The sequence below is a fragment of the Candidatus Filomicrobium marinum genome (assembly GCF_000981545.1).
Classification (GTDB): domain Bacteria; phylum Pseudomonadota; class Alphaproteobacteria; order Rhizobiales; family Hyphomicrobiaceae; genus Filomicrobium; species Filomicrobium insigne.
In genome coordinates, this window is sequence record NZ_LN829119.1 from 371,349 (window position 1) to 389,194 (window position 17,846).

General features: G+C 56.3%; 19 protein-coding genes. 12 read left to right on the forward strand and 7 right to left on the reverse strand.

Translation table 11 applies throughout. The features are described from left to right. Window positions 1–30: 30 nt before the first annotated feature. On the reverse strand, window positions 31–465 hold the full coding sequence (mntR, locus tag YBN1229_RS01740; RefSeq protein WP_046475989.1) for a manganese-binding transcriptional regulator MntR: 435 nt from the start codon (window positions 463–465) through the stop codon (window positions 31–33). Between the two features lie 148 nt (window positions 466–613). Between mntR and YBN1229_RS01745 the strand changes: the two genes are divergently transcribed. The 6 genes from YBN1229_RS01745 to YBN1229_RS01770 all read left to right on the forward strand — a co-directional run bounded on the left by YBN1229_RS01745 (window position 614) and on the right by YBN1229_RS01770 (window position 5,048). Further along, window positions 614–1,525, forward strand: a complete 912-nt coding sequence (locus YBN1229_RS01745; RefSeq protein WP_046475994.1) for a metal ABC transporter substrate-binding protein — start codon at window positions 614–616, stop codon at window positions 1,523–1,525. After that, a complete protein-coding gene (locus tag YBN1229_RS01750; protein WP_046476000.1) occupies window positions 1,525–2,463 on the forward strand; it encodes a manganese/iron ABC transporter ATP-binding protein in 939 nt (312 codons plus the stop codon). The genes YBN1229_RS01745 and YBN1229_RS01750 overlap by 1 nt, the downstream gene beginning before the upstream one ends. Beyond that, entirely contained in the window at window positions 2,460–3,320 is an 861-nt protein-coding gene (locus YBN1229_RS01755; RefSeq protein WP_046476003.1) for a metal ABC transporter permease, read from the forward strand. Before YBN1229_RS01750 ends, YBN1229_RS01755 begins: the two co-directional genes overlap by 4 nt. Continuing rightward, the gene (locus YBN1229_RS01760; RefSeq protein WP_082100962.1) at window positions 3,317–4,240 is read left to right on the forward strand and encodes a metal ABC transporter permease; all 924 of its coding nucleotides are present in this window, start codon (window positions 3,317–3,319) and stop codon (window positions 4,238–4,240) included. Before YBN1229_RS01755 ends, YBN1229_RS01760 begins: the two co-directional genes overlap by 4 nt. A 177-nt stretch (window positions 4,241–4,417) precedes the next feature. Then, window positions 4,418–4,702, forward strand: a complete 285-nt coding sequence (locus tag YBN1229_RS01765; RefSeq protein WP_046476007.1) for a hypothetical protein — start codon at window positions 4,418–4,420, stop codon at window positions 4,700–4,702. 121 nt (window positions 4,703–4,823) lie between these two features. Then, window positions 4,824–5,048: a hypothetical protein gene (locus YBN1229_RS01770; RefSeq protein WP_046476012.1), complete on the forward strand. Its 225-nt coding sequence runs from the start codon at window positions 4,824–4,826 to the stop codon at window positions 5,046–5,048. A 43-nt stretch (window positions 5,049–5,091) separates the two neighbouring features. Here YBN1229_RS01770 and YBN1229_RS01775 read toward each other — a convergent pair whose 3' ends face one another. Both YBN1229_RS01775 and YBN1229_RS19230 read right to left on the reverse strand, forming a co-directional pair. Further along, window positions 5,092–5,634, reverse strand: a complete 543-nt coding sequence (locus YBN1229_RS01775) for a hydrolase (RefSeq protein WP_046476017.1) — start codon at window positions 5,632–5,634, stop codon at window positions 5,092–5,094. Window positions 5,635–6,161: 527 nt separating this feature from the next. Then, window positions 6,162–6,293: a hypothetical protein gene (locus tag YBN1229_RS19230; protein ID WP_280136718.1), complete on the reverse strand. Its 132-nt coding sequence runs from the start codon at window positions 6,291–6,293 to the stop codon at window positions 6,162–6,164. A 2-nt stretch (window positions 6,294–6,295) separates the two neighbouring features. Between YBN1229_RS19230 and otsB the strand changes: the two genes are divergently transcribed. The 3 genes from otsB (at window position 6,296) to YBN1229_RS01790 (ending at window position 9,848) form a co-directional block, all read left to right on the forward strand. Beyond that, window positions 6,296–7,045, forward strand: a complete 750-nt coding sequence (gene otsB / locus YBN1229_RS01780) for a trehalose-phosphatase (protein WP_046476022.1) — start codon at window positions 6,296–6,298, stop codon at window positions 7,043–7,045. Further along, window positions 7,042–8,826 (forward strand): glycoside hydrolase family 15 protein, encoded by a 1,785-nt coding sequence (locus YBN1229_RS01785; protein WP_046476025.1) that lies wholly within the window; start codon window positions 7,042–7,044, stop codon window positions 8,824–8,826. Before otsB ends, YBN1229_RS01785 begins: the two co-directional genes overlap by 4 nt. 86 nt (window positions 8,827–8,912) lie before the next feature. Continuing rightward, entirely contained in the window at window positions 8,913–9,848 is a 936-nt protein-coding gene (locus tag YBN1229_RS01790; protein WP_046476032.1) for an ROK family protein, read from the forward strand. Window positions 9,849–9,856: 8 nt separating this feature from the next. Here YBN1229_RS01790 and YBN1229_RS01795 read toward each other — a convergent pair whose 3' ends face one another. Beyond that, window positions 9,857–11,260, reverse strand: coding sequence for an alpha,alpha-trehalose-phosphate synthase (UDP-forming) (locus YBN1229_RS01795; protein ID WP_046476037.1), 1,404 nt, complete (start codon window positions 11,258–11,260; stop codon window positions 9,857–9,859). Window positions 11,261–12,917: 1,657 nt separating this feature from the next. Between YBN1229_RS01795 and YBN1229_RS01805 the strand changes: the two genes are divergently transcribed. Further along, window positions 12,918–14,171 carry an SAM-dependent methyltransferase gene (locus YBN1229_RS01805; RefSeq protein ID WP_046476041.1) on the forward strand — a complete coding sequence of 418 codons (1,254 nt, stop codon included), beginning with the start codon at window positions 12,918–12,920 and terminating at the stop codon, window positions 14,169–14,171. Between the two features lie 51 nt (window positions 14,172–14,222). Beyond that, the gene (locus YBN1229_RS01810) at window positions 14,223–14,714 is read left to right on the forward strand and encodes a dihydrofolate reductase (RefSeq protein WP_046476046.1); all 492 of its coding nucleotides are present in this window, start codon (window positions 14,223–14,225) and stop codon (window positions 14,712–14,714) included. 22 nt (window positions 14,715–14,736) lie between these two features. Here the strand turns inward: YBN1229_RS01810 and YBN1229_RS01815 are convergent, their stop codons facing one another. Together YBN1229_RS01815 and YBN1229_RS01820 are read right to left on the reverse strand one after the other, a co-directional pair. Beyond that, the gene (locus YBN1229_RS01815; protein ID WP_046476051.1) at window positions 14,737–15,255 is read right to left on the reverse strand and encodes a superoxide dismutase family protein; all 519 of its coding nucleotides are present in this window, start codon (window positions 15,253–15,255) and stop codon (window positions 14,737–14,739) included. A gap of 117 nt (window positions 15,256–15,372) precedes the next feature. Then, complete coding sequence (locus YBN1229_RS01820; protein ID WP_160298674.1) at window positions 15,373–15,957, reverse strand: HdeD family acid-resistance protein; 585 nt, start codon at window positions 15,955–15,957, stop codon at window positions 15,373–15,375. 380 nt (window positions 15,958–16,337) lie between these two features. On the opposite strand from YBN1229_RS01820, the gene YBN1229_RS01825 reads away from it, so the two are divergent. After that, window positions 16,338–17,387 (forward strand): methyltransferase domain-containing protein, encoded by a 1,050-nt coding sequence (locus YBN1229_RS01825; RefSeq protein WP_046476056.1) that lies wholly within the window; start codon window positions 16,338–16,340, stop codon window positions 17,385–17,387. Between the two features lie 58 nt (window positions 17,388–17,445). On the opposite strand, the gene YBN1229_RS01830 is transcribed toward YBN1229_RS01825, so the two are convergent. Further along, window positions 17,446–17,763 (reverse strand): hypothetical protein, encoded by a 318-nt coding sequence (locus YBN1229_RS01830; protein ID WP_052743610.1) that lies wholly within the window; start codon window positions 17,761–17,763, stop codon window positions 17,446–17,448. Window positions 17,764–17,846: the final 83 nt, after the last annotated feature.

A 17,846-nucleotide genomic window follows, 5' to 3' on the forward strand; every position in this document is an offset into this window, starting at 1 on the left:
TGGACTGCGAGTCCTCCCGTGCCGAGAGGCTTAACCCTTCTTCTTCGCCATGAATTTCCGGAAGGCTTGCAGTGTTTCCTCGCTCACGTGGTGCTCGATGCCTTCGGCGTCGGACTCGGCGGTGGGTTCGTCGACGCCCAATGCCATCAGGAAGTGGACGACGAGTTCGTGGCGTTCGCGGGAGGCTTCGGCGAGCGTCTGACCTTCTTCGGTCAGGAAGATTGACCGGTAGGGCTTAGACGTGACGAGGCCGGCGCGCTGCAGGCGCGCGATGGTGTTGTTGACCGTGGCATTGGTGACGCCCAGATAGCTGGCGAGGTCGACGACGCGCGCTTCTCCGGTCCGGTCGATCAGTTCCGCGATCAACTCAACGTAATCTTCCGCCAACTCCATCTGATGCGCGTCGCGCACGCGCTGGAAACGCTCGGCCCGGAGTTTGGCCACGGTTTCCTTGTCAGCAGTCATGTCAGGCTCCCGAGTCTCGTCTCGCCTATTGTCTACCTCTGTTCGCAATTGACAACAAGTTTAGCACAAACTAACTATCAGTTCTAATGCTAATGGTTTCAGTATATATGCTGTGGCGGATAGAGGGAGATGGCGGCCAGTGACGTGGATGGGACGAACGTTCAATCAAATGCGCGGCTTGCTGCTTTGTGCGCTGATGGTCGTGGTGGCCGCGACACCGCTCGCAGCGGCCACGCCAGGTAAGCGTCTTAAGATCGTTACAACGTTCACGGTGATTGAAGATATCGTAGCCAATGTCGCGGGAGATGCGGCGGATGTCGTTTCCATCACCAAGCCGGGTGCGGAAATTCACGGCTATCAGCCCACACCGGGCGATATCGTGAAAGCGCAATCCGCGGATCTGGTGGTTTGGAACGGGTTCAATCTGGAGCGCTGGTTCGAGCAGTTCTTTCAGAACTTGTCCAACGTGCCGAGCCTGACAATTAGCGACGGCATAAAGCCGATTGGGATCAATGACGGACCGTACACGGGAAAGCCCAATCCGCACGCCTGGATGTCACCCAGCAATGCGCTGATCTATGTTGAGAACATCCGGGCAGCCTTGGTCAAACTCGATCCGGCCAACGCGGAAACCTACGACCGCAATGCGGCGGATTACGCGGCGAAAATCAAAGCGCTCGACGCGCCTTTGCGGAAACGGCTCGCGGGCATTCCGGAAGCCAAGCGTTGGCTCGTTACGTCGGAGGGCGCCTTCAGCTATCTGGCGCACGATTACGGGTTCAAGGAACTCTACTTGTGGCCAATCAATGCCGACCAGCAAGGCACGCCGCAGCAGGTTCGCAAGGTGATCGACCTTGTCAGAAAGCACGAGGTTCCGGTTGTGTTTAGCGAGAGCACGGTCTCTGACCGGCCGGCTCGCCAGGTCGCGAAGGAAACCGGGGCTGCGTATGGCGGCATTCTCTACGTTGACTCTCTGAGCGCCGCAGACGGACCGGTGCCATCCTATCTGAAGCTGCTTGAGGTGACGGTCGATACAATCGCAAAAGGATTTGGCCAGTGATGGATGTTGCCCGTGACAGCCGACAGAACCGAGAGGGCGAGCGGACGTCGCCCGCGTCCCCTCGGGCGACATCCTTGTCGGTTCGCGACGTAACAGTAACCTATCCCAATGGGACGACGGCCGTGCAGGACGCGTCCTTTGAGCTGCGTGCCGGCACGATCTGTGCGCTGGTCGGGGTGAACGGCAGTGGCAAATCCACCTTGTTCAAGGCGATCATGGGATTTGTGACGCCGCGTCAAGGAGCGGTTCGAATCTGCGGGCTTCCGATGCAGGAGGCACTGCGCGCCAATTTCGTCGCCTATGTGCCGCAGAGCGAGGAAGTCGACTGGAACTTTCCCGTGCTCGTCGAAGACGTCGTGATGATGGGCCGGTACGGCCACATGGGCTTTTTGCGTCTTCCTTCGAAGATGGATCACGCGAAGGTGGAGGAGGCTCTGGAGCGCGTCGGTATGGGCGCTTTCCGGAAACGCCAAATCGGGGAGCTCTCCGGTGGCCAGAAAAAGCGCGTGTTTCTTGCCCGGGCTCTGGCGCAGGAAGGGCGTATCATTCTGTTGGACGAGCCGTTCACCGGCGTCGATGTCAAAACCGAAACCGAGATCATTGGATTGATGAAAGAGCTGCGCGACCAGGGGCACGTGATGCTGGTCTCGACGCACAATCTCGGCAGTGTGCCCGACTTCTGCGATCAGGTGGTTCTTATCAATCGAACGATTCTTGCGGCAGGCCCGACGGCGCGTGTGTTTACGCAGGCCAATCTTGAGCGTGCCTTCGGCGGCGTGCTCAGGCACTTCCAGCTGGCGGGGACGGCTCTGCATGAAGACGATGACACGCGCAGCGTGACGGTGCTGACGGATGATGAGCGGCCGCTGGTCTTTTATGGACAGAAGCGGCCGGATCAAGGCCCGCTGCGGCGCAGTGAAGATGGTGAGCCGTCATGATCACTGAGCTGCTGGTTCCATTCAGCTACGATTATATGGTCAAGGCTATGTGGGTCAGCGCGCTCGTGGGTGGTGTCTGCGCGTTTCTGTCCGCGTATCTGATGTTGAAGGGATGGTCGCTGATGGGGGATGCCCTGGCCCATTCCATCGTGCCAGGTGTCGCAGCGGCCTATCTGATGCAATGGCCGTATGCGGCGGGTGCCTTCATTGCAGGCTTTCTCGCTTCTGCAGGTATGGCGTTCGTGCGGCAGCATACGCAATTGCGTGAAGACGCGACCATCGGCCTCGTCTTCACGACGTTCTTCGCTGCAGGTTTGTTGCTGGTTTCGCTTTATCCGACCTCGGTCAATGTCCAGACGATCGTGCTGGGCAATATCCTCGGTATTTCCGACGAGGATGCGCTGCAGGTCGTTATCATTTCGCTCGTCTCGGCGGCAGTGCTGCTCCTCAAATGGAAAGACCTGATGGTGGTCTTTTTCGATGAAGCCCATGCACGGACGGTGGGGCTGCAGCCGCGCGTTCTCAAGATTGTCTTCTTCACGCTGCTCTCGGCATGTACCGTTGCAGCGCTCCAAACGGTTGGATCCTGCCTTGTCATCGCGATGGTGGTGACACCGGGTGCCACTGCCTACCTGCTGTGTGACAGGTTCGAACGGCTTTTGATGTTGAGCGTCGCGATCGGTGTCACGACGAGTTTTGTTGGGGCCTACCTCAGCTATTTCCTCGATGGTGCGACTGGAGGGGTGATCGTCACCTTGCAGACGCTGTTGTTCCTGGCGACCTTCTATTTGGCGCCGAAGCATGGTGTGCTGGCGTCACGGCGACGTATCAGCGGCGCGGTTGAGGTGAAGCCATGACCGAATGGTTTGACTTCATCACCGTGCCTTTGAGTTTCGGGTTCATGCAAAGGGCGCTTGTGGCCTCTGTGCTGATCGGCGCGGTTTGCTCCGTGCTGTCGTGCTACCTTGTGCTCAAGGGATGGTCCTTGATGGGCGATGCCATTTCGCATGCCGTGCTGCCCGGCATCGTTCTCGCCTATGTCGCAGGTTTGCCTTTGTCGTTCGGGGCGTTCGTTGCCGGGCTGACATGTGCCGGGTTGACCGGCTACCTCAAAGAGAACAGCCGCGTGAAGGAAGACACGGTGATGGGGATCGTGTTTTCCGGGATGTTCGGGTTTGGGCTCGTGCTGTTCACGAAGATCCATACGGACCAGCATCTGGATCATATTCTATTTGGCAATTTGCTTGGTGTCAGCGTTTCGGACCTGATCGAGATAGCGGTCATTGCAGGCGGCACGTTTCTCGTCGTGGCGCTGAAATGGCGTGATCTGCTGCTTTATTGCTTTGATCCTCAGCATGCGCGCGCTATCGGTCTGCCGGTGCGCGTCATCCACTACGGGCTTCTGGTCCTCCTGGCTCTGACCATTGTGACCTCGCTTAAAGCGGTTGGTATCATTCTCGTCGTGGCGATGCTGGTGGCGCCTGGCGCCATCGCGTTCCTGCTGACGACCAGCTTTGCACGCATGCTTGTTGTCGCCGCGGTTGTGGCCATCGGGTCGTGCATTACGGGTACGCTCATTAGTTTCCATATCGACGGAGCGACAGGGCCCTGTATCGTCCTTACGCAGTCAGCAGTTTTTATACTGGCCTTTCTGTTCGGTCACCGCGGCGTTCTTAGAACGCGGCGGATGATACAACGCGAGCAGCGCGAGGCGACTGATCAGCGACGTGCTGATCCGTTGGCGCAAGCAGGTGAACGTCGCCCCTCCGCGACCTGAGATCGTTTTATTCGGTTCGCCTTCCGCCTCGTTGAAGCAGGGCGGCAAACGCTTTCACAAAGATTTGGACAGGTGTCACGCCCGGAACAGCGTTCCGTTGGCGGAGCACGCATAGTCAGGCCATCGCAGACGACATGCCGGCACCGAGGTGCGGCTCATGATCAAGGGATATGAACGATGGCTAAGATTTCTACAAACTTTCGCCGCGCTGTCTCGGCAGTCGTTTTCGCCAGCACTCTGGTGTTTTCAGTTTCTCAGGCAGGTGCGGTCAGCTTGAGCGTCAAGCGCGCCTGCATCGGTGATTATCTCTCTTATTGCAGTGCCCATTCAGTCGGAAGCAGCTCTCTTCGCCAGTGTATGCGCGATGCTGGACCGCGTTTGTCGCGGGGGTGCGTCAATGCTCTCGTCGCAGCTGGTGAAGTTTCCAAAGCCGAGGTTTCGCGTCGCTCCGCACGCCGGTAGTTGGAGGGAGGTTTGACCCATGTACCGTAGGGAACAGCCTGCCGACTTATACTCAGGCATTCTCCAACCCCTAGATCGGCATATCGAACGCCGACACCCCTCAGGCGGTTGGAGAACGACAATGACGACGACAATTTTTGGTTTTGCGGCGGCGGCACTCGTTGCGATTATTTATTTTGCCGACCCGGCTGGGGCCGACAGAACTTCTCTTCGCGGTCGTCCCGAGACTTCGAAGATGGAAGTCCCTACAGGGACGTTGGATGCCTCCGACAATGAGGGACGACGTTTGGGTGGCGTCTCCGTTGTCGGACGTTTGCCGGGGCACTCGGCGGCGAATGACGATTAGTTACTTTCGCGAGTGCTGGATAATCGCATGTGGCGCGTCGCGGTCATTTTATAAGGGGCAATAGCTCCTTAAACGCTGGAGTATCGGCGCGTCCCAGCCACTCGAATATGACCATTTCCGTCGTGACGATGCCTGCGCCACTCGCCTGCAACCGGTCGAGGCATGCCTGTTCACTCGCTAGAGAGCGCGAAGAGGTCGCGTCGGTCACGACGAAAACCTCATAGCCTTCTTCCATCAACTGGGCGGCCGTCTGCATGACGCAGATATGTGCCTCCATGCCGGCGATAACCGCTTGCGGACGACCTAACTCCCGAAAGGCGTCGGCAAATCTCGGGTCTTCGAGACAGGAGAAATGAACCTTCTCGAGGACAGGCAGTCCTTGCGAAACATCCGCAATCTCACGGACCGTGTGGCCCAGGCCTTTCGGGTATTGCTCCGTGATCAGAACCGGGATGTCGAGGCGTCGAGCCGTTGTGAGAAGAAGCCGCGTGTTTTTAAGCGTACGGGCTGGGGCTTGCATTGCTGGGACGAGACGCTCCTGCATATCGATGACAATGAGACAGGAGGCTTCCGCTTTGATCAGCATGGGGGGGCTCGCTTTAGGTTCATTGACCGAGGTGGAAGGCTTTCGCGGAGGTTGAGATGCTCCTTAAATGCATGGGACCCATGCAATTTTGCAATGCAAAATGAATAGGAACGATTCTGTGATCGAATAGCTCTAGTGCAGAGGTAGACGCGGCGCACATGTTGGTATATGGCATACCACATTGACACCTCCTTGTCGTCTTTTGAGAGTGGACGACAGGCTGGTTGCAACTTCCTCCCCTATGTACGGGTGGCCGCCTTAAATGGGCGTCTGCCCGTCTTTTTTTGCCAGCACAAGAATTTCCGGGGCACTGCTGCCCCTCCAACCGATCGGGCGCAGAGCTTGCTGTGACCGAAGGGTCGCATTCTCGCGTGCACGGTGGACACAGACTGCTGTGCATCTGCAAAAGTTGGCCGGCTGATCGTTGGATCGGGTGACCTGAGATACAGCAGAGGGGCTGCTTAGTGGGCTGCCCGTTGAAGCTCCACTTTCGTGTTCTTCCATCGTACCTCCCCTCCATGCCAAGCTTAATAGTCCGAGAAGCGGGTGGGGTGGCGTATTTGTGTTTGGCGCGATAGTAGGGTGATGCAACCGGCAGGTGTCGTGGCCTGCTTCTCGCCCATTCCTTTCATGATCTGATCATCGGAACTTAGCCGCATTCATGGCCCTACCTCCTTATCCTCACGCGCGCCGTACGGCATTGTTTTTGGATTTCGATGGCACTCTGGTCGATATTGTTGCCCGGCCGGATGCTGTAGCGCTTACGGAAGCGACGCGGGATGCTCTGGCAACGGTTGCGCGGCATGTAGACGGGGCGCTCGCTATTGTCACCGGGCGCGATATTGCGACCATTGATGCGTTCGTTGCGCCGTTGCGGTTTCCGATAGCTGGGGTGCATGGCTTCACGCGCCGGGATGTAGTGGGCAGGGTTCAAATGCCTCAGCTGGACGGGGATCTGCTCGACAAATTGAAAGACGGCCTTCGGCTGCTTTGCAGTGAAAACGAAGGGCTGCTCCTGGAAGAGAAGGCCGGAAGTGTGGCTCTACATTTTCGGGCAAGACCGGAGCTTGAGGACGTGTGCATTGCGACCATGGAACGGATTGTCGATGGAGCAGGCGGTTTTCGCGTGAGCCGCGGCAAGATGGTGGTCGAAGCCCGTCCGAAGGATGCGAATAAAGGAGCCGCTGTTACAGCCTTTATGCGCGAGGCTCCGTTCTTAGGACGCGTGCCACTGTTTGCGGGCGACGATGTTACGGATGAAGATGCGTTTGACGCCGTCAATGCGGCTGGTGGGATCTCGATCAAGGTTGGCGACGGTCTCACAGCGGCGTCCTATCGGGCGCCCACGACCGCTGCGTTCGTCGCTTGGCTGGTTGATTATGCGCAGCACCTCGAAGGGGAAGGATCGTGAACGGTCTTGATCTGGGCCTGATCGGAAACTGCAGTATCGGGGCTCTCATTGATAAAAAAGCTTCGATCGTATGGTGCTGTTTGCCGCGGTTTGATGGTGACCCGGTGTTTCATTCATTGCTGGCGGGTGACGGCAATCCATCCGGGCAGGGCATGTTTGCGATCGAAGTCGTCGATTTCGTTAGTAGCGAGCAGGCCTATTTACCCAACACTGCCATTCTAAGAACAGTTCTCAATGGGGCTTCGGGCAGTATCGAAGTTTTGGACTTTGCGCCGCGGTTTAAGTGGCGAGATAGAGCGTTTCGCCCGCAGATGCTGGTGCGCCGAGTTCGTCCATTGTCCGGCACGCCGCGTGTTCGCATTAAAGTACGGCCACAGTTCAACTATGGCGGGACGACACCGACTATTACATTCGGATCGAACCATGTTCGGTATGTTGGTCCTGAAACGACGTTGCGGCTCACAACGGATGCTCCAGTCGACTACGTGCGTTCGGAGACGGCCTTTAATCTGGACGGGCCGTTGAACCTGATCCTCGGCCCGGACGAGACGCTGAGCGACGGTGCCAGTGAAACTGCGCAGATGTTCGAGACTCGGACGCATGACTACTGGCGCAACTGGACACATAGGCTCGCTGTTCCGCTCGATTGGCAAGATGCCGTCGTGCGCGCGGCGATAACGTTGAAGCTATGTAGCTACGAGCCAACCGGCGCGATTGTTGCTGCCATGACGACAAGTATTCCGGAGGCGCCGGGAACGCAGCGCAACTGGGACTATCGGTTCTGTTGGATTCGTGACGCCTTTTTCGTGGTGCGTGCGCTCAATAGCCTCTCGGCTGTGCGTACCATGGAAAACTACTTCGGTTGGATCATGAATGTCGTCTCCAATGCCAACGGGGGACACATTCAACCCGTCTACGGTATCGGGTTAGAGGACCGGCTGACCGAGCGTGTTGTCGACACGCTTGATGGGTTCAAGGGGATCGGTCCCGTGCGGATCGGCAATCAGGCCTACGAACATTTCCAGCACGATACTTACGGCAATCTCGTTCTGGGTGCGTCGCAAGCTTTCTTTGACACGCGGCTTTTTATGCGCGCTGGGTATGAGGATTTTGAGCGGCTCGAACGGGTCGGTGAGAAGGCCTACGAGCTTCACGATCAGCCAGATGCGGGCATGTGGGAGTTGCGCTCGCGTGCACGCGTTCACACGTCATCGAGCGTCATGTGCTGGGCGGCCTGTGACCGTCTCGGAAAGATTGCTTTGTACATGGGCCTTACTGATCGGGCGCGTTTTTGGGCCGAGCGAGCAGCACGCATTCGCCAGGTCATTCTCGAGCGTGCCTGGTCTGGGAAACGGCAGGCGTTTGTCGAGAGCTTTGAAGGGGAGTACCTGGATGCAGGGGTTCTCCTGATGGGTGAGGTCGGTATCATCGATCCCTTGGATCCCCGTTTTGTCTCGACCGTCCAGGAGATGGAAAAGGTGTTGGGGCGTGGCCCCTTCATGATGCGTTACGAGGAGGCTGATGATTTTGGCGCCCCTGAAACGGCCTTTAACGTCTGCGCCTTTTGGCGGATTGATACTCTTGCACGCATGGGACGGAAGGATGAGGCGCGGGAGCTGTTCACGGCGTTGTTGGCGGCGCGTACGTCTCTCGGCCTAATGTCGGAAGATACGGATTACAAAACCGGTGCGCCGTGGGGCAACTTTCCGCAGACGTACTCTATGGTCGGGATCATAAATGGTGCCGTGCGCTTGTCGCGCCCATGGGAGGCTGCCGTTTAGCGATTGAAAACGCGCCGGTATTCGGGAAGGTGAGTGGACGCTCTGGCCTTTCCGTGTAATGGCCACGACAGTAGAGGGTCAGCCAAGTGAAACGCTGGAAGCTGATTGCAGATGTCGGTGGTACCAATGCACGCTTTGCGCGGTCTGCAGGGCCCGGCGACCTGCAGCACGTCAAGAAGCTGAACGTAAGCGATTTTCCGACTTTCCACTCAGCACTCCAGGCCTATCTCGAGGGCGTTGATTGCGGCCAATGCACGGGCGGATCTATTTCCGCGGCGGGCCCGGTTAACCGGGATGAAGTTGTCCTGACAAACGCGCCATGGCGTATTGCAGCTAGTGACGTTGCAAGTGTGTTGGGCGATAGGCCCGTGATGCTCTTCAACGATCTTGAAGCTGTTGCACTCGCCTTGCCTCATCTCACTTCTGATGACGTCCGCAAGCTTGGTGGGCCTCCGCCCGATCTGGATGCCAAGGCGACGCGGCTGGCCGTTAACGTTGGAACAGGTTTGGGAGCGGCGACGGCCGTGCCCATCGGCGGCGCCTGGCTTTGCGTGCCGAGCGAAGCGGGACACATTTCTTATGCTGCAACAACGGCAGACGAGGAGAAGCTGCTTGGTTCCATCGGATCGGTTGAGGACTTGCTTTCCGGTCGTGGAATTCGCCGTCTTCATAAGGAGCTGAGCGGAACGGTCGAGGAGGATCACTCTGTTCCGGAGGGTGCAGCGATCTTCAGAGAGGCCGGGATAGACACGGTTTCTGCTGAAGCACTTGAGATTTTCACGCGGGTTCTCGCACGTGTCAGCGGCGATCTCGTTCTGGCGACGGCCTCGTGGGGCGGCGTATTCTTTTGCGGCAGCGTCGCGCGCGCGTGGAGCGACGTTGCGGATATTGGCGCTTTTCGTGCGACCTTCGAAAGCAAGGGAGCAATGACGGCGCGCATGGGAAATGTGGGAACCAGTCTGATCCTGCTCCCGGAGCCGGCCCTTTATGGTCTTACCTTTGCAACCGGGCGTCGCCCCTAGAGGATCGCCTAGGCGGTCCGTTCCGGGATCAAGTAGCTCGCGCGGCTATGTTCGAGGGCAGTCAAGAAATCCTTTTGCCACTTGAAGACATCGAAGTTGTTGATCTTTGTGCGCAATGCGTAATTGCGGTGTTTGCGCTCGCTTTGATGCATAATGAGCGCGGCGTGCAGAGCTTCGGCCACTTCGTCGGTGTCGAAGGGATTGACGATCAGTGCCTCGGTGAGTGTTTCAGCGGCACCCGCGAATTTAGATAGTACGAGCACACCAGGATCGTCCGGATCCTGCGCGACTACATATTCCTTGGCGACGAGGTTCATGCCATCCCGGACAGGGGTTACCAAACCAATGCGACTTGCACGGAAAATCGCAGCGAGACGGTCGCGTTCCACTGATCGGTTGATGTAGCGAACGGGCGTCCAGTCGAAGTTTCCATAGCGGCCGTTGATTGCTCCTGTCAGACGTTCGAGTTCTTCTCGGATGTCCACATAAGCGTCGACATCCTCACGCGTCGGCTGGGCGACCTGCATCAATGACGCCGCATTCCGCCATTCAGGATGCAACTCCAAGAGCCGTTCAAATGCACGGACGCGTTCGGGCAACCCCTTGGAATAGTCTAGGCGATCGACTCCGATGATGAGGGCGAGCCCCGGATCGCGGACCTTCATTGACTCAACGATGCGATCCGATTCCGGGGAGTGTGCAACCTCGGCGAAGTGGTCCGCGTCTATGCCGACCGGGAATACACCTGCAGTGAGCTCCCGATCCCCGCATATCAATCGGTCCAGTGGCAGGAACGTCGTGTTCCCGAGCTGCAGCAGATAGCGTTTGAAATTATTGAGATCCGTCTGCGTTTGGAAGCCAACGAGATCATAGGCAAAGATCGAGTCGATCAGCCATTCATGTTCTGGCGTGGCCGTGAGAATCTCGATGGGTGGAAAGGGGATGTGGAGGAAAAAGCCAATGCGCTGTGTCACGCCGCGTTTTCGCAGTTCGCTGCCGAGTGGTATCAGGTGAAAATCGTGAATCCAGAGGATGTCGTCAGGGAGCAATAACTTTTCGATTTCGGCGGCAAACCGGGCGTTGGTATGCCGGTATGACTCGAGAAACTCGTTGGAGAACTCCGCGAGGTCCAACCTGTAGTGACAGACCGGCCAGAGCGTTCGGTTTGCGAAGCCGTGATAGTAGTTTTCGAATTCGCTTCGTGAGAGTGGGACGGTGACTGTCGTGACATTGTCCAGACTGGTCGTTGTGGGCACGTCAGGTTCGCCATCTTCAACGACGTCTCCACTCCAGCCGAACCAAACACCTCCGCGTTGGCGTAGGGCCTCTCCTACGGCGACTGCTAATCCGCCGCTTTGTTTGGCGACGCTCAAATCGGCAACCCGATTGGATGCAACGACGAGACGGCTCACAATTACTGTCTCCGACGAGATCGTCGGTCCTGTGTCTGATGTGAACTTTTGGTCTGATTAGGCCTGCATTATTCAATTTTAATTTGTGCAGTGCAACGCAGTTAAGCTCGTATAGTTCCTTAACACGCCCCGTATGCTCCGGTTCGGATCAGGATCGGCTTGATATAAATTAGTGATTTTAAGGCCCGGCGTATCCGCTGTTTGCGAATACGCCGGACTCACGCAGCTGGGGGGATGCTGCGTCCGCGCCGAACTTTAGGCCCGGGCGGGATTTGCCGCGTGGTGAGGGAACATCCACGCGGTCTATCGGCGCCTACTCGGGGGCTTGGGGGGCGCCGAAGATGTGTGCCCTGCGATCAGCGTTTTGTGCGCTAAGGATCAAAGAGCGAATTATCTTGGTGGGCACGCTTACACTAGGATCGATGTGAGTGCGATCTAGCTGAATATGCTGTGGAATGCCGTCGATCTATCGCGGTATATAGAACGCCGATATATCATTGACGGGAAAAATTCCATTGTTTTCGAAGTAAACTTGCCACACTCCTTGGGATTACCATAACTTCAATCGCAATCAATAAGTTCCTATATTTTTTTAGTTTATTGATCTAGGGTATTGGAACTCGTGAGGTGTGCGACGCGTTTATGAAGTGCCCAGTTGTTTTTTTCAGCAAAGGGGGTTCATATGACAGCTCAAACTACAGAAACATTTACAGAATCCGATTATGCAGATCACGTTCGAACGTATCGATCTTTTGTAAAAGGCATAGCAACTGCCGCAGGTTTGATTCTCCTGACGTTAATTATTCTCGCCTATGCCACGATGTAATCGCGATGGACTCCTGAGAGATTAATTTTTGTGCGCTTGCCTGTTGCGATTCCTCAAAATTGTTTTGGCGAGCGCACAAGCCGCACGTTGTTCCATGATCGCGTGTCCTATGAAATCTATAATCGATCCTGGAAACCGGGAACGCCCTCCTGCATTGCGCACGCGCGACAACAATAGTAAGTGCCCTCGTCTTCCAAGCCGTGCCCCATAATCCTGCACCCACAGTGTTTGCAGGTGGGGGCAAGGGCATGGACAGCACATTCGAAACTATCGAACGTGTGGCGATCGCCGTTCATTAGGACTTCGAACGATTTGTCATAGTCGTTGCCGCAAACTTCGCATCTCGCCATAGCTAGCCTCCTTACATCGTGCCACTCATAGTCAATGGGACGGGGGATTGGTTTGTTCCGTCTGTTGTGGGGGCTGTGAGGGTTGTCGGGCGAAGCTACCGTGAGGACACGTGATTTCTGGCACGTGTTCGTGAAGAGCATGGCCTATGGAAATGCTTGATTTTTGGTATTTGGTCGCAAACATCCTGGTAAGGATCGTCGGCCTTGTTACGTCGTGCGGATCTGAGTGACAACTTTTTGGAAAGGAGGATTTTCCCGGTCTTGCTTTTTCAAAGGTTGCGGTGAAAATTATGCATTGCGACTTCTGCGGTGATTTGAAACCTTTTTCATATCAACCCATTATTGCAAAAGTCGAGATATGTGTGGTGCTGATTTGAAGGTGTGCAGAATATTGAGGTGTGCCCGGGTTGTTTGCGCGGGAAACAGTTGATCGCCCCAATCATTCTTTGTTCGTTGCATCTTCCGGTCGAGGAGAACTCGTATGCCGTCTCCTATGATGAAGCTGTTCGGTTATGCCGTTCGCCATGGCGCCCTACGTTTCGTAGACCATACCGGCCATGAAAGTGTTTTTGGCGATGGTACGGGAAAGCAGGTTACTTGCCGGACCACCGATCTTGCGACAGAGTTCAAAATCTCGGCAGACCCTACATTGGCGATCGGTGAAGCCTACATGGATGGTGGGCTAACCGTAGAGCAGGGAACCATCTACGATCTTATCATTCTCCTTATGGATAATGTGAGAGAGGTAGAACCTACCCTTTGGATGCGTGCGCTTGAACGTATGCGCTGGATGCTGCGCAGGGCCCAACAACTCAACTCTATCGGTGGTTCGTCCCGCAATGTTCGACACCACTACGATATTGATGGGCGGATCTACGATCTGTTTCTTGATTCTGATCGCCAGTACTCTTGCGGGTACTTCACGTCGGATCACGTTGACCTAGAAGAGGCGCAGCTGGCGAAGAAGCGTCATCTAGCGGTCAAGCTGGCTATTGAGGATGGGCAAAAGATCCTCGATATCGGATCGGGGTGGGGTGGTTTGGGCCTCTACCTTGCGAAGCTCGCCGACGTCAGCGTTACCGGTATTACGCTCAGCCCGGAGCAACTAGGGTACAGCCAAAGACGAGCTATGGATGAAGGGCTCGATGGCTCAGTAGTCTTCCAGCTTGAGGACTATCGGAAGCTTGCCGGGGCGTTTGACCGGATAGTCTCAGTGGGGATGTTCGAGCACGTTGGTGTTAACCACTACAGCGACTATTTCGCGAAGATTGCAGAGTTGCTTTCGGAAGATGGGGTGGCGGTGGTCCACTCGATTGGCCGCTTTGACGGTCCCGGGATCGCAAACCCGTTTATCAGGCGCTACATTTTTCCTGGTGGTTACATTCCGGCTCTGAGTGAGGTGTTACCGAGTGTCGAGCGGGCTGGTTTGTTCGTCAGTGATGTCGAAGTCTGGCGCCTTCACTATGCGAAGACCCTGCGCAACTGGCGGGAGCGTTTTGTTCGCAATTGGCAGAAAGCTGTCGATCTGAAGGGCGAGAAGTTTTGCAGAATGTGGGAGTTCTATCTCGCTGGGTCTGAAGCGGCTTTCCGCTATCAGAACCTCATGGTCTTTCAGCTGCAGCTTGTGAAACGGCTCGACGCTTTGCCTCTGACGCGGGATTACATGCTCGATACCGAGCGCCGTCTCAGGTCGCAAAAAAGAGAGCACCTTTCAGTGGTTCCTGCGGCTGAGTAGGAGGATTACAATCTTGTTGATGGCTGACTAGCGCGGCTGGAGAATGATCCCATGAGTCTAGAGCAGGTCGATGTCAGGGCTATGTGTGCTATTGGGCAGCGCGGTCAGCTCGGGCTTGAGGGCCGGATGCCGTGGGAGGGCTGCAAGGGGCAGGCCTACCGTGATGATGTTGAGCGGTTTTTCGAGATGACGCGTGGGCATGTATTGCTGGCTGGGCCGCGTACTATCGCATCTGTTCCTGAGTTTGCTTTTCGTGACAGGACTATCGCAGTTCTGCGATCTTCGATGATACCAACCGAAACGCTCGCCCAGTTTGCGGGTCGCGTTGTGTTTATCGGCGGCGGTCCACCGGTGTGGGACGCTTATGCGCCCTACATCCGGCATTGGGACGTGACAAGGCTCCCATATGATGGGCCGGCTGATCGCTGGTTCGATCCAGCTTGGCTCACTCAAGGTTCTGTAACGCTTGATGAGATCTCTTCTTCGGCGGGCGCGCGTCCGACTTTGCGGGAGGGAGGTGGAGATCCCGGTATCCCGCGATAGCGGCTTGTCGCGCGTTCCGTCGTTATTGTGCGGCGACGATAACGCCGCAAACCATCCGCCCTCCGGCATCGCCCGCGGGTTGAGACGAGTAATCATCTACGCCCTGGTGAATGACAATCGCTGAACCATCATCGTCAAAGAGGCTGTTCTTCGTTCCTTTTGCCAAGGTCACTTTGGGAGCCAGGATTTCAATCTGGAGATTGCCACTGGCAGGAACATGGATGTTTGGCAAATCGCCAGCATGGTGGCCACCTTCTGCGAGGACGCCGTGCTTATGTCCATCGGGGTTGAAGTGCCCTCCCGCACTTTTGAAATCGCCCTCGCATTTGCCGGTCTCATGGATATGAATAGCGTGTTCGCCTGCTGGGACGCCGTTCAGCTTCATATTAAGCAATACACCCTGCTTAGCAGTTTCCTTCAATGTGACCGTGCCGATCTCTTTGCCGTCTTGGGTTGCCAGTTTGGCGGTAGCACCTGATTGGGCATTGGCTGGTGCGCTTAATAGGATCAATGCTGCAAGTGTGATAAACTTACGTCGCATGGGCTACTCCTCCTGAAAGACGTGGTTGAATGCGTCCAACTCGGTTGGTTCCAACGTCTTTTTGTATTTGTCAGTTCCGAGCCGACCCGAGCGATCACCTAGCGCTCTCTCCCGCTGTCAGCGACCAGAGTCCGCGAGGCGCTTAGCGGTTAGTGCCAGCGCGATATAGCTGATCCCGGATGCGATCATGTTCACGCCTGCGAGTAGTCCGAGCGCCCAGCTGGCGCTGGATGGGAGCTCGAGAGCTAGAAGCACGCCGACTCCGAGAGCAATGATTCCTCCGAACATCAGCCATCCCCATCCATCTATGGGGCGTAGTTGCAGAGAAATTGCGATCTGAAATATGCCCTGCACGATGAAGACGATCGCAAGAAAAAGGGTCAGCGTAATGAGGCCTGTGAGCGGAAGGAACGCGAGTACGCAGCCAGCTGCGAACAAGAGCGCACCTAAGAGAAAGTCGACGATGGCGCCACGCCATCGTTGGGTTTGAAAGGCCTGTAAGATCTGGCTGATGCCGATGAGGATGAGAAGCCAGCCAATCAGAATCTTAACGGCGATCGATGCAATCAAGGGAAACGCGATGGCCAGGATGCCTGCAATCAGACTTATGATGCCAAGAGCAAGGTACCATCCCCAATTGGCGGCGACATCGCTTCGTACCGCGGCCAAATTATAGCCGCCCGAGTAACTTGAACCAATCATCTGCAGCTCCATCGTGGGGCCTGCGTCTGGCCGGACTGAACGTATTATCAGTACGCGCTCTTGGAGACGTCAAGCTCAATGCTGCGTGCCTGAGCCGCCGATCTTTGAAAAATTCAGACTTGGCGACCAAGGGTGATACAATCTTTGCGTTGGAATGATCGCTATTACGCAACGATTTGCGCCGGTGACTGTTCCCGGTAGGCTCGCCTTCTTTGAGAATTACGGCGATTGACCCGTTTTCAACGCTTTGTTCCTGACGGGACAGCCAAGTGTCCATGCCGTCGCAAATAACTCGTCCCCGTTGCTTCTGCGGTGCAGGTCCCGCGCGGTGAGCGAGGACTTTTGTGCCGAGAGCAGCTTTCATTGCGAAAGGCACTCGGATGACACTTAACTCAGAAAAACTCGAAGCATTACTCGGTACGATGGTGAACGAGCTGGGGGCGGCTGCGAATGCAGCGCTTGTTCTCCTCGGTGATAAGCTTGGCCTTTACCGCGCCTTGGAGGCGCATGGGCCCCTCACGCCCACAGATCTTGCGCGCCACACGCAAACGCGTGAACGGTATGTGCGTGAGTGGCTTTCTGCGCAGGCTGCGTCCGGATTTGTTACTTACGATCCGGCAGCGGCCACATTTGCACTTTCTCCCGAACAGGCAGCGGTGCTCGCTGACGAAGAGAGCCCAGTCAATATGACGGGAGGTTTTTATTCCCTTGCTGCGATTTTTGCGGACGAGCCCCGCCTCAACGACGCTTTCAAATCCGGTGAAGGTGTCGGCTGGGGAGACCACTGTAGTTGTCTGTTTTGCGGCACCGAACGATTTTTCCGTCCGGGCTACAAAGCACATCTCGTCAGTGAATGGTTGCCGGCGCTCGATGGGGTTGTCGAGAAACTTGAGCGGGGTGGGAAGGTTGCTGATGTCGGCTGCGGACATGGCGCGTCCACGATGATCATGGCGGAAGCCTTTCCTCAATCCACGTTCACCGGGTTCGACTTTCACGCGCCTTCCATCGATATCGCACGCAGCAAATCCATGGGCATTTCCAATGTGAAGTTCGAAGTGGCGAAGGCGCAGGATTTCACGGGGGAAGGTTATGAGCTCGTGACAATCTTCGATGCGTTACACGATATGGGCGACCCGGTGGGGGCTGCCCGGCATATCCGGTCCACGCTCGCCGATGATGGGACCTTGATGATTGTCGAGCCGCTTGCTGGAGATCGACTGGAGGACAATCTCAATCCGGTTGGAAGGGTTTACTATGCGTTCTCAACCAGCGTGTGCGTCCCTTCATCCTTGAAGCAGGAGGTTGGGATGGCACTTGGAGCTCAAGCTGGTGAAAAGCGGCTGGTTGAGGTCTTGAAGCAGGGTGGGTTCTCACGTGTGCGCCGAGCCGTAGCGACGCCGTTCAATATGGTGATCGAGGCTCGCCCGTGAACTAAAAAATCGCGGTGCAGAAACCTCTGCACCGCGATTCCGCTATTTATTTAGTTCGTTATGGGCAGAACCAAACCGGTCCAACGATGATGCAACCGCGACGATGCCAATCGTGGGGGCGCTTCTTGTGGCGGTGCCAGTGCTTTGGTGCGTGGCGATGGCGGGAGCCTGCCTTGTAGCGATGATGCCCCTTCTTGTGACGTTTTCCGTGATAGTGCTTCCTCTCCTTGTACTGGACCTTATTCAGCACTGTTGAGGAGACGTCTTGTGCCAGGGCTGGCGTCGTGTGTGGAGCCAGCGACTGGGGAGCAGCTGCGTTGGCTGACGTTAATGTGAGGATCGAAAGCATCGCTGCAGGCAGTATTGCCTTCATCATGACCAGTTTCCTTATATTTTTGCACGTGCGAACACCTTGAGGGTTCGCGGTTATAACGCGTGTCGTTAACAAATTCCGTCGTC

Coding starts and splice junctions, on each gene's coding strand:
- YBN1229_RS01805 (WP_046476041.1), top strand. CDS start 12,918: ATGCCGTCTCCTATGATGAAGCTGTTCGGTTATGCCGTTCGCCATGGC.
- YBN1229_RS01760 (WP_082100962.1), top strand. CDS start 3,317: ATGACCGAATGGTTTGACTTCATCACCGTGCCTTTGAGTTTCGGGTTC.
- YBN1229_RS01765 (WP_046476007.1), top strand. CDS start 4,418: ATGGCTAAGATTTCTACAAACTTTCGCCGCGCTGTCTCGGCAGTCGTT.
- YBN1229_RS01745 (WP_046475994.1), top strand. CDS start 614: ATGGGACGAACGTTCAATCAAATGCGCGGCTTGCTGCTTTGTGCGCTG.
- YBN1229_RS01830 (WP_052743610.1), bottom strand. CDS start 17,763: ATGATGAAGGCAATACTGCCTGCAGCGATGCTTTCGATCCTCACATTA.
- YBN1229_RS01815 (WP_046476051.1), bottom strand. CDS start 15,255: ATGCGACGTAAGTTTATCACACTTGCAGCATTGATCCTATTAAGCGCA.
- YBN1229_RS19230 (WP_280136718.1), bottom strand. CDS start 6,293: ATGCGGCTAAGTTCCGATGATCAGATCATGAAAGGAATGGGCGAGAAG.
- YBN1229_RS01775 (WP_046476017.1), bottom strand. CDS start 5,634: ATGCTGATCAAAGCGGAAGCCTCCTGTCTCATTGTCATCGATATGCAG.
- YBN1229_RS01770 (WP_046476012.1), top strand. CDS start 4,824: ATGACGACGACAATTTTTGGTTTTGCGGCGGCGGCACTCGTTGCGATT.
- otsB (WP_046476022.1), top strand. CDS start 6,296: ATGGCCCTACCTCCTTATCCTCACGCGCGCCGTACGGCATTGTTTTTG.
- mntR (WP_046475989.1), bottom strand. CDS start 465: ATGACTGCTGACAAGGAAACCGTGGCCAAACTCCGGGCCGAGCGTTTC.
- YBN1229_RS01750 (WP_046476000.1), top strand. CDS start 1,525: ATGGATGTTGCCCGTGACAGCCGACAGAACCGAGAGGGCGAGCGGACG.
- YBN1229_RS01820 (WP_160298674.1), bottom strand. CDS start 15,957: ATGATTGGTTCAAGTTACTCGGGCGGCTATAATTTGGCCGCGGTACGA.
- YBN1229_RS01755 (WP_046476003.1), top strand. CDS start 2,460: ATGATCACTGAGCTGCTGGTTCCATTCAGCTACGATTATATGGTCAAG.
- YBN1229_RS01810 (WP_046476046.1), top strand. CDS start 14,223: ATGAGTCTAGAGCAGGTCGATGTCAGGGCTATGTGTGCTATTGGGCAG.
- YBN1229_RS01825 (WP_046476056.1), top strand. CDS start 16,338: ATGACACTTAACTCAGAAAAACTCGAAGCATTACTCGGTACGATGGTG.